The organism is Microcoleus sp. D3_18_C2 (assembly GCF_036702395.1).
GTDB lineage: Bacteria > Cyanobacteriota > Cyanobacteriia > Cyanobacteriales > Microcoleaceae > Microcoleus.
In genome coordinates this window covers 39,494-52,921 of sequence record NZ_JAUBTG010000030.1, presented here as the reverse complement: position 1 = coordinate 52,921, position 13,428 = coordinate 39,494, and the positions used below count along the sequence as shown (strand labels likewise).

The window sequence follows — 13,428 nt, the reverse complement described above, 5'->3', positions numbered from 1 at the left end:
TAACAAAATTAGCGCATAAAAAAGCGCAGTAAAATGTCAGCTCGTTGCCAGCAAGCAGCAGACGAGTTGAGCTGTAGGCAAGCGCGTTTTAGCAAATGCTAGCGATCGCTATCCGCAGTTAGGAATTTCTAGCACTTTTGGCAAAAAACACTGCGGGTAGCAAAACATTCGTTTTTATAACACAGGGGCAGGACAATTAGCATTAGGCGCTATTGTCTGCTAATTGCTCTTGCTGCCAGAAATCGGGCCCTGAGCCGGCAAGCCAGCGATCGACCGTTGCTGTTTGAGGCTTTGCACTTCCAGCAGCAAGGATTCGATTTCTGCTTGCAAGTGCAGGAACTTAACTTGCTGATCTGCTTGGTAGGGGCACTTTACCAAATCTACTTTGCGGGCAAAAGTGGTCGATAGGGTAGAAGAACTAGCCATTTCGGGATTGCTCGCGGTGACTTGAGGCCGGGAAAGAGTGGATGAATTATTTGACATTAGTAATTGAGTAGACATATCTACACATTCACACCATTAAGTTACTTTAACCTGAACCGATCGTATTAAACATCAAATTAACCGATCGAGCTAAAATTAGTGTAAATTCCTTAGCCATTGCCTAAAACCATTGACATCGTGACCCTGATTCTACCTGCTACTGACTCTGCTCCTAACTCTGCAGCCCGCGCCGCCGAGCCCAAACGCTACGGCTGGCCCGGCTTGATCGAAGCTTATCGCCCCTACCTGCCGGTGACTGAAACCACGCCGGTAGTCACTCTCCAAGAAGGCAATACTCCTCTGATTCCAGCACCTGCGATCGCCTCTCTCATCGGTAGAGACGTGCGCGTCTTGGTCAAATACGACGGCCTCAACCCCACTGGTAGTTTCAAAGACCGGGGGATGACAATGGCGATTTCCAAGGCAAAGGAAGCTGGTGCCGAAGCTGTAATTTGCGCCAGTACCGGCAATACTTCGGCCGCCGCCGCCGCCTACGCCAGACGCGGGGGAATGCGAGCTTTCGTGTTGATTCCCGAAGGTTACGTGGCTTTGGGCAAGCTGGCGCAAGCTTTGCTTTACGGTGCGGAAGTAATTTCGATTGGCGGAAATTTCGATCGCGCCTTAGAAATTGTCCGCGAAATGGCTGTCAATTATCCGGTGACATTGGTCAACTCCGTCAATCCTTACCGCTTGGAAGGTCAGAAAACCGGCGCTTTTGAAGTGGTGGACGCTTTAGGCGACGCCCCCGACTGGCTGTGCATTCCCGTGGGAAATGCGGGAAACATCACAGCATACTGGATGGGTTTTTGTCAATACCACCAAGCCAAAAAATGTTCGCGCTTGCCGCAGATGATGGGATTTCAAGCCGCCGGGGCTGCACCGTTGGTAACGGGCTCACCGGTATCGCACCCAGAAACCCTGGCGACAGCAATTCGGATCGGCAACCCTGCTAGCTGGAAACAGGCGATCGCAGCTTCCGAAGCCAGCCGCGGCAGTTTTGCTGCAGTCACCGACGCCGAAATTCTCGACGCTTACCGTTTGTTAGCATCGCAGGAAGGAATTTTCTGCGAACCGGCGAGTGCAGCTTCTGTGGCCGGTTTGCTGAAGGTAAAAGACCAAGTTCCGACTGGGGCGACAGTAGTTTGCGTGCTAACTGGTAACGGTTTGAAAGACCCGGATACCGCAATTAATCACAGCAACAATCAATTTAAAAGTGGCATTGCTCCGACTTTGGATGCAGTAGCTGGGGCGATGGGATTTTAAGAAATTAGTTGACAGTTGTCAGTTGTCAGTTGTGTTCTTTGTGTCCTCTGTGGTTCCTTTAAACTAAGATATTGCACCGGCGGTCAACAACCTGTAGGGGCGGGTTCACCAGCAATATCTAACAATTACCAACAATCTGAATAAACCCGCCCCCACCCAACAGTAAATCGCAATCTACCTCTTTTAACATACAAGGGGCGGGTTCACCAACAATATCTAACAAGTACCAACAATCTGAATAAACCCGCCCCCACCCAACAGTAAATCGCAATCTACCTCTTTTAACATACAAGGGACTGCTTACTCAATAGCTTTCAAGGATACCAAAAGACTAAAAAACCCGCCCCCACCCCGCGCGAAAGTCCTCGATTGATATTGTTGTAAGATATCAGTTTAAATTCACATCTTGCACCAATAAAAGAAACAGGCTTTCCGGCCTGTTCCACAAAATATAAATTGTCTTGTGGAACAGGCCGGAAAGCCTGTTCATAAAAGGCTAATTGAGAATGGTGCAACATCTCAGTATCAATAAACTCCTGTGATATCACTTTTTTATCCATAAACTCAGCGAAACAATTTTGTCATTATCTTATGACTAGCCCTACTGCAACCCTGTTAATTGCCTGTCCCGATCGCAAAGGACTTGTCGCCTTACTTGCCAATTTTATCGCATCCCACAACGGCAATATCATCCACGCAGATCACCATACAGATTTTACCGCCGGATTATTTCTGAGCCGGCTAGAATGGCAATTAGATGATTTTGACTTAACCACCGAACAAATAACACCTGCTTTTAGTGAAATTGCCAAGGACTTACAAGCCAATTGGCAATTGCATTTCTCTCATAAAATTCGACGCATCGCAATCTGGGTCAGCCGTCAAGATCACTGTTTATTAGACTTGATTTGGCGACAGCGATCGCAAGAAATTAGGGCTGAAATCCCGCTGATAATCAGCAACCATGAAAATTTAAAGCCCATTGCCGCACAATACGGTATCGACTTTGAGTATATTCCCATTACTAAAGACAATAAAGCTATTCAAGAAGCACAACAGTTAGAAATTCTTAAGAAATATAAGATTGATTTAGTAGTTTTAGCTAAATATATGCAAATTTTGAGTCAAGACTTTATCATAAATTTTCCCAATGTGATTAATATTCACCATTCATTTTTACCCGCGTTTGTGGGTGCAAATCCCTACGAAAGGGCTTATGAAAGAGGGGTAAAAATTATCGGTGCAACAGCCCACTATGTTACACCGGATTTAGATGCTGGCCCGATTATCGAACAAGATGTTGTGCGCGTCAGTCACCGCGATGAAGTGTCTGATTTGATTCGCAAAGGTAAAGATTTAGAAAGGGTTGTGTTAGCAAGAGCGGTGCGATATCATTTACAAAATCGTGTTTTAGTTTATGGCAATCGGACTGTGGTTTTTGCTTGAAAGTTAGGTATCATATCAATCCTGGTTTGTTACTCCTTCGATCGCTCGGCGAGTGAGATTAATTCCGGTGTGCGATCGCAGTGCAGCGAATCCCAAAGTTTGCTCAGCTTGATATTTTGCATGAGTTGTGATGCTGTTAAGATTTTCCGTTGTCGTCTTGTTGCGATCGCCTTTCGACCAGTTTTCGCAAAGAGCGGCGCATACGACGAGGTTTCGGAACTTTACCTTCACGCTGCTGGGAGCGATCGCCATCTGTCTCTTCGGTTCGATCGTGGAACAAAATGTTCCGCGTGGGATAAGGCAAATCGAGGTCGTTTTCCACATATAGCTTTTTTTTAATAGCACAAATTACCTTGTCGCGCGATCGCAAATCGTCAATTCGGCGCGGCGGAGCAATCCACCACCGAACGCGGATATTGACGGTACTTTCTGTTAACTCCATCGCCAGCACATCGGGTGCAGGAGCTTTCAAAACCTCCTTCAGGCTGTACACTGCTTCCAGGATTAACTGCTTGGCGTGGTCAATATCGTCGCCGTAACCAATACTAATATCGTATTCCATGCGGCGTTTATCGAAAGCAGTATTCACAGTCACCGTATTCGTAAACAATTCGGCATTAGGAATGACAATCCGCCGACCATCATAGGTTTCGATTGTTGTAGCGCGCGTCTCAATATTTTCTACCGTTCCCTCAAAGTTTTTAAACACAATTTGGTCATCGATTCGGAACGGTTCCGTCAACAGAATTAGGATACCTGCTAAGAAGTTTTGCAATATCTCGCGAAAGGCAAAACCAATCGCCACCCCGCTAATTCCCAGCAGTTGCACCAAATCGCCAGCTTTCAATGTGGGAATTATAATCGAAAGAGAAATAAACAGACCAACTAGAACGATCAGACTCTGGGCTAACCGTCCTAACACCAGCCCCAAATTTCGAGCTTGGTGGTGCTTGCGGGTAACTCGCCTGACCACTCTCTTAATTTGCCTACCCACAAAGTAAAAAATTGCAAAGACAATTAACGCCAGCACAATATTAGGCAGCATGATCAGAAAGCCGTCGATCATGCTCTGAATCTTTTTCCAGACTATGGATATCTCTGCCTTCATGAAGTTTCCTCGCGCATCAGTCGTTGTCGATAGTAGTAGAATTTAGCTGGATTAAGTTCTATCTAAAGACTGTAGGTTGGTACGACGCGAGGAAGATTTTTTGGCAGTCCTCAAAATTTTGAATGCGGATTATAGGTTGGGATATACAGCGGATTCCAGGTTTATAAAGTACACCCCAGAAACCGGGTTTCTTCTGGATTTCTCGCCAGAAACCGGTTTTATTCAAGAAACCCGGTTTCTCTGTACTTCACTTACCTGGAAAGTGCTGTAGTACATTTACATCGATTAGTAGACCATCCGTAAATGCGGAATAATATCAACTCAGCCCTTCATCGGAATGATTCATCTCTCTTCCCTTCCTCTGTATCCTCTGCGTCCTCTGTGGTTTAATCATTCCAATAGAACCGGAATTGAATATCATCAAGAAGCTGAGGAATTAATGCCGGTTAATTGCAGGAAAAGCAAAAACAACACATCGGTAACTAAATCCCATCTGCTAAGGAATGAGAATTAAATAACTTCCACAAGTTTGTGGGATGGGCGTCCCGCCCGTCCACTCATGACGGGCTATAAGAGCCCATCCCACAATAACAATTAAAATTGTAAGTTATTTAATTCGCGATCGTAAGGGGACTCGCCATGACGACAATTCCTGAATTTGTAACTCCTAATTCCCAAAGGGCGGTAAATCAAGTAACTGATTTTTAGAAGGTGGAAGTTGGGCGGGATTTTTGCCTGGGGCGGAAGTTTGGCGGATTTCCAGAGCAGTTTCGCCGGGATTTGCAGTGCGAGTAGGTACTATCTCTAAAGAATATACTGTCTCGGTTTTTGCAGGGGCAGGATTTTGGGCTTTCGTGAGCAAGTCAACGGCATCTCCGAGGGCGCTAGTTAAATTTTTGCTAGTTTCGGCGTGACGGGCTTCTTCTTGTTTGAGGGCTTGAGTGAGTTGTTTAACTTGTTCGATCGCCCGATCGCGCTCTTCGAGAACTTCTGCTAACTTAGCTTTAAGTTCGCCAACTGTTTGCAGTTGTTCGACTTCCTGCTGGCGAGCAACTCCAGCATCGTCGCCTTCGGGCACAATGGGGGAAAAATTTTGTAATTGCTGTATTTGTGCTTCCAGAGAAGCGATGCTTTGCTGAGTTAATTTAGCATCATTCCGCCGCTGCTCGGCTTCAGTATTGTAGAGTTGGCGCCACTGAGCGGCACTTTCACCAGCCTCATCGCGATCGCGCGAAACTTCTGTTAACTGCTGTTGCAGCCGCTTGATTTCATCTAACCACTGTCTGACATCCTGAGCCATAATATTGATTTTAGATTTTAGATTTTAGATTTTAGATTGGGGAATTGGGAATTGGCAATTGCGAGTTGATAATGGCTTATATCGTTTCCGGTTGCATCGGAATGATTTAACCGCAGAGGGCGCAGAGAACGCAGAGGGAGAGAATACAGAGAGGAATAATTCCGATGCAACCGGATTTGATATTAATTAATTAACGACTTGTGTACCTCATCTTTCGCCCCATTGCCTGTGCGCTATGAACATTTTTTACTGGTTGCGCTACCTGATTTTAGCTTTGTTTAAGGCGCTTTTAAGGCTGCTGAGAGCTCTCAAACGGAAATTTGGTGGTTTTTGGCTGTTTTGTCGGTGTTTGACTTGGGGGACACTCAAGGAAGTCGCCGCGAAGGCGGGAGAACAGCGCTTGCCGGGGCTGTCAGCGGAAATGGCCTACAATTCTATGCTGGCGCTGTTTCCGGGGCTGTTGGCTATCTTATCTGCGATCGCCCTCTTTGAACCTTTGCAGTCAACACTGTATCAAATCGCCCGTCTTTTGGGCGAAGTTATACCCGATGACGTGCGGAAGTTGATTGGCGGCTTAATCAAAGAAATTCTGTTAACTCGCAGTAAAGGGCTGTTTTCGGTGAGCTTTCTTGGGGCGATTTGGGCATTTTCTGGAGTAATGAGCGCGGCGATGGCTGCACTCGATCGCATCCATGACATCCCCAGCGATCGAACTCGACCCTTTTGGAAAGCAAAACTTATTTCTCTGGCGCTGAGTATCGGTACAATTGTGCTGTTAATTCTAGCATCGGGAGTAGTATTTGTCAGCGACTTAATTGTACAAGCTATTGCCCGCCAGAGTTGCCTGCTGGAGTCCGTCGCCAATTGCAATTTAAAAAATGTCCAAAATTGCCTGCTACTCGCCGACAATTGCCCTTTGGAGTCGCAACTGTTAGGTGTTTGGCGGTTGTGGCGGTGGCCGATTTCTTTGGGAATTGTATCACTGGCTTTTGCTTTTGTTTACCGCTACGGGCCTAGCCGTCGTCAACCAGATATTCCTATTTTGTCGGGAGCAGTTTTTGCTGCTATTTTGTGGGCGCTATTTTCAGCTTTATTTCGGTTTTATGTTTTGCACTTGGGCAATTACAGTTGGACTTATGGCACGATCGGAACTTTTATTGTGTTGCTGCTGTGGCTCGATCTTTCTTCTTTGGTGATGCTGATCGGCGCTCAGTTAAATGTAACAGTGGGAAAGGCTATCAAACAATCAAAATTAAAATAATTTGTTAAGTTTTAATTGTTAATTCTTATTTGTTATTTGCCGGATGCTGGCTTACCGACGGAGTAAAGTGCTGAGAATACCCGCAACAAAAGACAACAAAATCAGTATCCAAATTACACCACCGGGAATGAATGTCAAGAGGCCAACACCTCTGAGAATCCAAACTAGGAGGGTGAGGCCCAGGATAGTCAAAAAGATACGGGTAGATAGTCGCATTTGAAATCTAGGAGAATTAGTCATGTTGAATGTTAAAGTTTTGTCTGGATCAATGATAGCTGTTTTATTGGCGATCGGCAGTTACCTCACCTTAATTTCAGTTCCGGGTTCCGCTGTTGCGCCTGGGGGTGCAAATAAGCTAGGCGAAACGGCAAAAACTGCTCAAAAAACACCTTCTGCAAGTTTAACAATTTCCGATCGCACAATTGGAGCGGCGAAGGTGGGGATGACTTTCGGACAATTGAAAAAGGCTCTGGGTTCCACGGCGCAGTTTAAGGTAGAGTCTCCTTTTATGGTAGACTTTGATTCTGTGGCTGTCAGTCGATCGGGAAAAGTGCAATATCGGATTATCTACGCTGCGGGTACAAAGCTAAAAGATACCGATGTCATTGAACTTTTGATGACTGAGAATTCTAATTATAAAACAGTTCAGGGCGTCGGGCCAGGAATGACTCTGAAACAAGCTGAGGCAATTTACGGCAAGGCTACTTTATCTTATAACGTGGATAATGAAATGAGAGAAAATGTGGTTTTTGCCAAGCAACCCACTAGAAATATTATGTTTGTTCCCAAGGCTGAAGGGAAACAATTTGGGGGGGTTTACGGGGCTGGTAAAGGGGGATTCTATCAGACTAATAAGTATCACCCGAATGCTGTAATTAAGTCTGTGATGGTGCGGAAGTAGCCTTCACATCATTCCCAGAAACCGGGTTTCTTCTGAGATATCTCGCCACCCTACCTAAATCATCCGAGAAACCCGGTTTCTTAGCCTAAAATTAAGGATTACCTGTAGTTAGTTCCAAATACTCTTCATTGTCAAGATAATCTCTGATATTTTCCAGTATTTGCGTCAAATACTCTACGACTTCTTCCTTCATATCAAATCCGGTAGCATCGGAATTATTCCTCTCTGTATTCTCTCCCTCTGCGTTCTCTGCGCCCTCTGCGGTTAAATCATTCCGATACAACCGGAAACGATATCATTTCTAATAGTTGCTTAATTGTCTTATCTCGTCCAACTTCCTCAAAAGACTTAATGCCGTGCGCTAAGTCATTTCTATTACTTTTAATCACTACAAGATTTTGCCCGTTTTTTGTCTTAGCAAAGTCTGTTTGATATGAAAAACCGTATTTGTCTGCTATTTCTTTAATTAACCTAGCATCCACATTCCCCGAAAACAGTTCTTCACGTTCAAATGTAGCTGTGATGATATCAGTAGAGAGTTGATTAATTGTTAAATAAATTTTCTTAGGAGAACGATTTTTAAGATTTTGGAGGACGATCAGTTTAATTTCAGGTTGGAGTTGGTCAAAGGAGATGGATTTATTTTTAAACTCCTCAAATATGGCTTCAATCGCATTTCGCATAGTGGATTCAACTAAATTATACAGCAACAAAAAAGCATTAGCTTTGAGAGTTTTTGCTAACTCTGGATCGAGGCTTTGAATTTGGTATTTGCCACGAGTATCGAATAAAGCTAACTTCGTTGTCTGTTTTTCCAAGCTTTCCAAAAAAATGAAGTAATCGTTCACCTCTTTGGCGCGTGTATTAAAGTCTAAAAATACAGTATTCATGAGTGTGACATGGCAGTTAATTGCGGAAATATTCAATACGCGCCACTACATTTATTAAACTGGTTGCCTCGGGTTTTGTACAGTAGGTAAAATGAATTTACATTGCCATTAAAAGGATTGTATCCGTTCAAATAAATCTCTTCGGACTTCCTCATTCGCAGCTTCAGTTAATTGGATAGTCCGAACTGTCTTTCGGTTGAAGTTCCTCTGGCGAGGCATGAGTAAATCACTAAACTTAAATCCATTTAACTGCTCTATTTTTTGGAGTCCAATTAAGGTTAATTCGTTGTTAACAAATCTAGTTAGGGTAAGAATGCGTTGTGCACCGTATACGATCTCTAAACGTGGTTCATCATTTTCATCATGGCCGATATCAACAACGAATATAGAAGGTATTGGCAGCCCCCAAATTACCGATTCGATAAACTTTGATTGCCTTGCTTAATCCCAAACAAGTTCGCGTTGGTAGTCGGGAATAAACAACTTATTAGTATCATCGTTAATTCCTTCCATATATTTTTGAACAAGTATTTCGAGGGGATAGTCTCTCGTATCGTAATTAATTTGCTTCTGCTTGTCGCGAATTTCCATTTCAGCAGCATTTCTGTCTTGAAGCGTAATTTCTTCGAGTTTCGATCGCATATTTTTAAGTAACGAGAAAGTGTTGTGGATACGATAATTTTACCACAGCCCAAGGTTGATAAATTCCTGTTCGGAGAATTTTAGTCTTGAGGCCACCCCAGTGTAAATTCTGATTTGGCTGAGAGGGTACGGACGATCGCACTTATCAAAAAAAGTGCGATCGCCAATGTTTAATTAACTGAAACCGCCGCGAAAATTACCATTTATAACGCGCTGGTGACGGAATTGGAAGGGCGGCCCAAGGCCGATAAACGGTGACTGTCCCCACTGGAATCGAACACAACCTCGAACTTAACGTGGGGTATAGTTTGACGCAGAAACTGAAAATGCCCGTCTGCATCTGAACGACTGCGGAAGCGGGCAACAATTATCCATTGCTCAGAGGGTAACAAACGGGCGATCGCCCAACAACACAAGCGTTCTTTGTATGTCATCATAGAATTTGTCTCCATTGAATGTTGGAGCCAGAGCCAGCCCGGAACCTTGGACAGTAAGGGGCTGGCTTTTGACTGTTTACAGGTGGTATTATAACACACAATGACGTACAATAAGTTAAAACAACTTAAAATGAAATATTTTTATCGGTCTTAACTCAAAACAGCGTAAGATGGACTGTATTGAGATTTTTTGTAGTGCAACGAATGGCTTCACGGGGAAGAGTTACCGCATACCTACCAGAGGAAATTCAAAAAGCTCTGGAAGAATGGGCAGAAGAAGAAAGCAGATCCGTTAGCAGTTTGACAACTTACCTGCTGACGAAATCTGTTAGAGAGCGCCAAGAGCAGAAAAAGGACCAATCCCGGAGCGATCGCCCGAGTTGAAGACGGCGCCATACTGAAAGGGTTTGCAGTGTAAAATTTAAGACAATTGAAGTAAAACCGTGCCCACCTATGCCTTCACGAATGCGAGTTACAGTTACACTGCCAGAAGACGTTCATCAAGCCTTGTCCGAATGGGCCGAAGAAGAAGATAGAACCCTCGCAAACCTTCTCTCCCATGTCGCAGCTAAAGCAGTCAGAGATCGCCAAGAGCTCAAAAAAGATAAATCAGAAAACGATCGCCCTTAAGAACGATCGCCCGCAATCCCATCCGCGTCCACCCGCCTACATCTGCGGTCAAAAAAAGAACCACCGCCTCAAAAAAATAAGGTGGGCCGCAGCCCACCCTACTCAAATTATTTCGCAGTCACCAACTGTGCCGGCAGCCGCTTAAACGCCAACCTTTCATTCTCGATATCCACAAAAATGGTATCGCCGTCAGCAAAATCTCCCCGCAAAATACCCTTCGCCATTTGCGTTTCCAACTCGCGTTGAATTCCCCGCTTCAAAGGCCGCGCACCGTAAACCGGATCGTAACCAATTTCTGCTAAGAAGTCGATCGCAGATTCCGACAATTTCAGAGACATTTTGCGATCGGCTAACCGTTTTTCCAAGCGCTTAACTTGCAACAGCACAATCTGCCGCAGTTCCGTCTTACTCAAACCGTGGAAGATAATCATCTCATCAATCCGGTTCAAGAATTCCGGGCGGAAAGTTCCCCGCATCGCTTCCATCACCCGACTCCGCATTTGTTCGTTATCTCCCGCCACATCTAAGATGTATTGAGAGCCGACATTCGATGTCATAATAATCACAGAATTCTTAAAGTCTACCGTGTGACCTTGAGCATCGGTAACGCGGCCGTCATCCAGAATTTGCAGCATGATGTTGAAGACATCCGGGTGCGCTTTCTCGATTTCATCGAATAGAATCACTGAGTAAGGACGGCGGCGCACAGCCTCAGTTAATTGTCCGCCTTCATCGTAGCCAACGTATCCCGGAGGCGCACCAATTAACCGCGAAACCGCGTGTTTCTCCATGTATTCCGACATATCAATTCGCACGATCGCCTCTTCAGTATCGAACAGATAAGACGCTAAGGCTTTAGCTAACTCAGTTTTACCAACACCCGTGGGGCCGAGGAAGATAAAACTCGCAACCGGACGATTTGGGTCGGCTAAACCTGCGCGCGATCGCTGAATTGCATCTGCAACCGCAGTCACCGCTTCATCCTGTCCAATTACCCGCTTGTGCAGTTCATCTTCCAAGTGCAGAAGTTTCTGCATTTCCGATTCAACCAACTTGCTGATCGGAATTCCCGTCCACTTGGAAATAATCTCCGCAATGTCACCTTCTGTAACTTCTTCCCGCAGCAAAGTTTTACCTGTGGTTTGAGTTGCTGAAAGTTGAGATTCAGCTTCTTGCAGTTGTTTTTGTAATTCGGTTAACTTGCTATATTTCAACTCAGCAGCACGGTTCAGGTCATATTTTAATTCAGCTTGCTGAATTTCAATATTCACCTTATCAATCTGTTCTTTAATCTTTTGAATGTTGCCGATGACACCTTTTTCCGATTGCCACTGGGCATTCAAAGCGCTTTGCTGTTCCTTGAGGTTTGCTAAGTCTTTTTCCAGTCTTTCCAAACGTTCGATAGACGCAGCATTACTTTCTTTTTGCAGCGACAGTCTTTCCATTTCTAGCTGCAAAATCCTGCGGTCGATTTCGTCTAGTTCTTCCGGTTTGGAGGTAATTTCCATTTTGAGTTTAGCGGCTGCTTCGTCCACTAAGTCAATGGCTTTGTCTGGAAGGAAGCGATCGCTAATATATCGAGTAGACAAAGTAGCCGCCGCCACTAGGGCGCTGTCGGAAATTTTAACGCCGTGGTGAACTTCGTAGCGTTCTTTCAAGCCCCGCAAAATCGAGACAGTATCTTCAACGGTTGGTTGGTCAACATAAACTTGTTGAAAACGGCGTTCTAGTGCTGCATCTTTTTCGAGGTACTTGCGGTATTCGTCGAGAGTTGTAGCGCCGATACAGCGCAATTCTCCCCTCGCTAACATGGGTTTAAGTAAGTTACCGGCATCCATCGAGCCTTGAGTTGCGCCGGCACCGACAACGGTGTGAATTTCATCGATAAATAAGATGACTTTGCCGTTACTATCCATCACTTCTTTGAGTACCGCTTTCAAGCGTTCTTCAAATTCTCCCCGGAATTTTGCCCCGGCAATTAAAGCGCCCATATCTAGGCTAATTAATTGTCGGTCTTTGAGAGATTGGGGGACATCTCCGGTGATAATTCGCTGGGCGAGTCCTTCGGCGATCGCAGTTTTTCCGACTCCCGGTTCCCCAATTAGTACGGGGTTGTTTTTGGTGCGACGGCTCAAAATTTGAATCGTGCGGCGGATTTCGTCATCCCGTCCGATTACCGGATCGAGTTTGCCTTGACGCGCGGCTTCAGTCAAATCTCGGCCGTATTTTTCCAGCGCTTCGTATTTGCCTTCTGGATTTTGATCTGTCACTTTGTTGTTCCCCCGGACTTGGGCAATAATATCTTTGAGCTTGGCTTCATCTAGTTTAAATTCTTGTAGTAAATTTTTGCCAAAGCGATCGTCCTTAACGTAACCTAGTATCAAATGCTCGATCGAAATAAATTCATCGCCGTACTCTTTGCGATAAGTTTCGGCGCGATCGAGTAAAGTGTCGAGAGAACGACCGAGATAAACGTTGCCGCCGCTGCCAGTGATTCGGGGCTGACGACTGATAAACTCATCAGTGCGATCGCGCAATTTTGCTACAGAAACTCCAGCTTTGTTAAATAAGCTGCTAGCAAGTCCCGATTCTTGTTCCAGCAAAGCTTTCATCAAATGTTCGCTTTCTAGCTGCTGCTGCTGACCTGCTTTGACGATTTCGGGGGTGCGGGCGAGGGCTTCCCAGGCTTTTTCGGTAAATTGGTTTGGATTATTTGGTTGCATAAATTTTAATTCCCTGCATTAAAAATGATGATTGCTGTAGAGGCAATTGCTCGATCGCCCGTACAATTGTCATTGTAGGGAGTTGCGGAGGGGGGGGCGGATCGGTGTTCCCCTATCTTGAGATAGGTATTTCCGTCCTGTGTAGCAGTCCCTCGCAAGGAAAAGCAAACTTTCGCGCCTAAAAGTTGGACTCTTGGATAAGACTGAGATGTTGCACCATTGTCAATAAGCTTTTTATGAACAGGCTTTTCGGCCTGTTCCACAAGAATAAAATTCACTTTTTGTGGAACAGGCATCTTGCCTGTTCTTGAGAATAGTGCAAGATGTGAGATAAGGCCAAATAT

General features: G+C 45.1%; 16 protein-coding genes. 6 read left to right on the top strand and 10 right to left on the bottom strand.

The genetic code is table 11. From position 1 onward, the window contains the following. Positions 1-219 precede the first annotated feature (219 nt). Positions 220-483 carry a hypothetical protein gene (locus QUA88_RS18230; RefSeq protein ID WP_333212380.1) on the bottom strand — a complete coding sequence of 88 codons (264 nt, stop codon included), beginning with the start codon at positions 481-483 and terminating at the stop codon, positions 220-222. 138 nt (positions 484-621) lie between these two features. Here QUA88_RS18230 and thrC point away from each other — a divergent pair, with 138 nt between their 5' ends. Beyond that, entirely contained in the window at positions 622-1,746 is a 1,125-nt protein-coding gene (thrC, locus tag QUA88_RS18225) for a threonine synthase (RefSeq protein WP_333272999.1), read from the top strand. A gap of 314 nt (positions 1,747-2,060) precedes the next feature. On the opposite strand, the gene QUA88_RS18220 is transcribed toward thrC, so the two are convergent. After that, on the bottom strand, positions 2,061-2,306 hold the full coding sequence (locus QUA88_RS18220) for a hypothetical protein (RefSeq protein WP_333052793.1): 246 nt from the start codon (positions 2,304-2,306) through the stop codon (positions 2,061-2,063). A 31-nt stretch (positions 2,307-2,337) separates the two neighbouring features. Here QUA88_RS18220 and purU point away from each other — a divergent pair, with 31 nt between their 5' ends. Further along, positions 2,338-3,192, top strand: a complete 855-nt coding sequence (gene purU / locus QUA88_RS18215) for a formyltetrahydrofolate deformylase (protein ID WP_333212378.1) — start codon at positions 2,338-2,340, stop codon at positions 3,190-3,192. 136 nt (positions 3,193-3,328) lie between these two features. Here the strand turns inward: purU and QUA88_RS18210 are convergent, their stop codons facing one another. After that, positions 3,329-4,300, bottom strand: coding sequence for a mechanosensitive ion channel family protein (locus QUA88_RS18210; RefSeq protein WP_333052791.1), 972 nt, complete (start codon positions 4,298-4,300; stop codon positions 3,329-3,331). Positions 4,301-4,967: 667 nt separating this feature from the next. After that, positions 4,968-5,600 (bottom strand): hypothetical protein, encoded by a 633-nt coding sequence (locus QUA88_RS18205; protein WP_333052789.1) that lies wholly within the window; start codon positions 5,598-5,600, stop codon positions 4,968-4,970. Between the two features lie 235 nt (positions 5,601-5,835). On the opposite strand from QUA88_RS18205, the gene QUA88_RS18200 reads away from it, so the two are divergent. Then, complete coding sequence (locus QUA88_RS18200) at positions 5,836-6,861, top strand: YihY/virulence factor BrkB family protein (RefSeq protein WP_333272995.1); 1,026 nt, start codon at positions 5,836-5,838, stop codon at positions 6,859-6,861. A gap of 238 nt (positions 6,862-7,099) precedes the next feature. Further along, positions 7,100-7,762: a hypothetical protein gene (locus QUA88_RS18195; RefSeq protein WP_333052786.1), complete on the top strand. Its 663-nt coding sequence runs from the start codon at positions 7,100-7,102 to the stop codon at positions 7,760-7,762. Positions 7,763-8,031: 269 nt separating this feature from the next. Here the strand turns inward: QUA88_RS18195 and QUA88_RS18190 are convergent, their stop codons facing one another. The 4 genes from QUA88_RS18190 to QUA88_RS18175 all read right to left on the bottom strand — a co-directional run bounded on the left by QUA88_RS18190 (position 8,032) and on the right by QUA88_RS18175 (position 9,731). Continuing rightward, positions 8,032-8,652 carry an MAE_28990/MAE_18760 family HEPN-like nuclease gene (locus QUA88_RS18190; RefSeq protein ID WP_333052785.1) on the bottom strand — a complete coding sequence of 207 codons (621 nt, stop codon included), beginning with the start codon at positions 8,650-8,652 and terminating at the stop codon, positions 8,032-8,034. Between the two features lie 108 nt (positions 8,653-8,760). After that, positions 8,761-9,075 (bottom strand): GmrSD restriction endonuclease domain-containing protein, encoded by a 315-nt coding sequence (locus QUA88_RS18185; RefSeq protein ID WP_333052925.1) that lies wholly within the window; start codon positions 9,073-9,075, stop codon positions 8,761-8,763. An 18-nt stretch (positions 9,076-9,093) separates the two neighbouring features. Beyond that, complete coding sequence (locus QUA88_RS18180) at positions 9,094-9,294, bottom strand: hypothetical protein (RefSeq protein ID WP_333052783.1); 201 nt, start codon at positions 9,292-9,294, stop codon at positions 9,094-9,096. Positions 9,295-9,497: 203 nt separating this feature from the next. Beyond that, positions 9,498-9,731 (bottom strand): hypothetical protein, encoded by a 234-nt coding sequence (locus QUA88_RS18175; protein ID WP_333052782.1) that lies wholly within the window; start codon positions 9,729-9,731, stop codon positions 9,498-9,500. Positions 9,732-9,935: 204 nt separating this feature from the next. Here QUA88_RS18175 and QUA88_RS18170 point away from each other — a divergent pair, with 204 nt between their 5' ends. After that, entirely contained in the window at positions 9,936-10,115 is a 180-nt protein-coding gene (locus QUA88_RS18170) for a ribbon-helix-helix domain-containing protein (protein ID WP_332960054.1), read from the top strand. A 69-nt stretch (positions 10,116-10,184) separates the two neighbouring features. Further along, positions 10,185-10,361: a ribbon-helix-helix domain-containing protein gene (locus QUA88_RS18165; protein ID WP_333052781.1), complete on the top strand. Its 177-nt coding sequence runs from the start codon at positions 10,185-10,187 to the stop codon at positions 10,359-10,361. Positions 10,362-10,468: 107 nt separating this feature from the next. Here the strand turns inward: QUA88_RS18165 and clpB are convergent, their stop codons facing one another. Further along, entirely contained in the window at positions 10,469-13,084 is a 2,616-nt protein-coding gene (gene clpB / locus QUA88_RS18160) for an ATP-dependent chaperone ClpB (protein WP_333052780.1), read from the bottom strand. 5 nt (positions 13,085-13,089) lie between these two features. Continuing rightward, positions 13,090-13,380 (bottom strand): hypothetical protein, encoded by a 291-nt coding sequence (locus QUA88_RS18155; protein WP_333272991.1) that lies wholly within the window; start codon positions 13,378-13,380, stop codon positions 13,090-13,092. Positions 13,381-13,428 lie beyond the last annotated feature (48 nt).

Bases quoted from the DNA above. Each gene is read 5' to 3' on its own strand.
- QUA88_RS18195 (WP_333052786.1), top strand. From the start codon at position 7,100: ATGTTGAATGTTAAAGTTTTGTCTGGATCAATGATAGCTGTTTTATTG.
- QUA88_RS18230 (WP_333212380.1), bottom strand. From the start codon at position 483: ATGTCAAATAATTCATCCACTCTTTCCCGGCCTCAAGTCACCGCGAGC.
- QUA88_RS18220 (WP_333052793.1), bottom strand. From the start codon at position 2,306: ATGGATAAAAAAGTGATATCACAGGAGTTTATTGATACTGAGATGTTG.
- QUA88_RS18190 (WP_333052785.1), bottom strand. From the start codon at position 8,652: ATGAATACTGTATTTTTAGACTTTAATACACGCGCCAAAGAGGTGAAC.
- QUA88_RS18210 (WP_333052791.1), bottom strand. From the start codon at position 4,300: ATGAAGGCAGAGATATCCATAGTCTGGAAAAAGATTCAGAGCATGATC.
- QUA88_RS18170 (WP_332960054.1), top strand. From the start codon at position 9,936: ATGGCTTCACGGGGAAGAGTTACCGCATACCTACCAGAGGAAATTCAA.
- purU (WP_333212378.1), top strand. From the start codon at position 2,338: ATGACTAGCCCTACTGCAACCCTGTTAATTGCCTGTCCCGATCGCAAA.
- QUA88_RS18165 (WP_333052781.1), top strand. From the start codon at position 10,185: ATGCCTTCACGAATGCGAGTTACAGTTACACTGCCAGAAGACGTTCAT.
- clpB (WP_333052780.1), bottom strand. From the start codon at position 13,084: ATGCAACCAAATAATCCAAACCAATTTACCGAAAAAGCCTGGGAAGCC.
- QUA88_RS18175 (WP_333052782.1), bottom strand. From the start codon at position 9,731: ATGATGACATACAAAGAACGCTTGTGTTGTTGGGCGATCGCCCGTTTG.
- QUA88_RS18180 (WP_333052783.1), bottom strand. From the start codon at position 9,294: ATGCGATCGAAACTCGAAGAAATTACGCTTCAAGACAGAAATGCTGCT.
- QUA88_RS18155 (WP_333272991.1), bottom strand. From the start codon at position 13,380: ATGCCTGTTCCACAAAAAGTGAATTTTATTCTTGTGGAACAGGCCGAA.
- QUA88_RS18200 (WP_333272995.1), top strand. From the start codon at position 5,836: ATGAACATTTTTTACTGGTTGCGCTACCTGATTTTAGCTTTGTTTAAG.
- QUA88_RS18205 (WP_333052789.1), bottom strand. From the start codon at position 5,600: ATGGCTCAGGATGTCAGACAGTGGTTAGATGAAATCAAGCGGCTGCAA.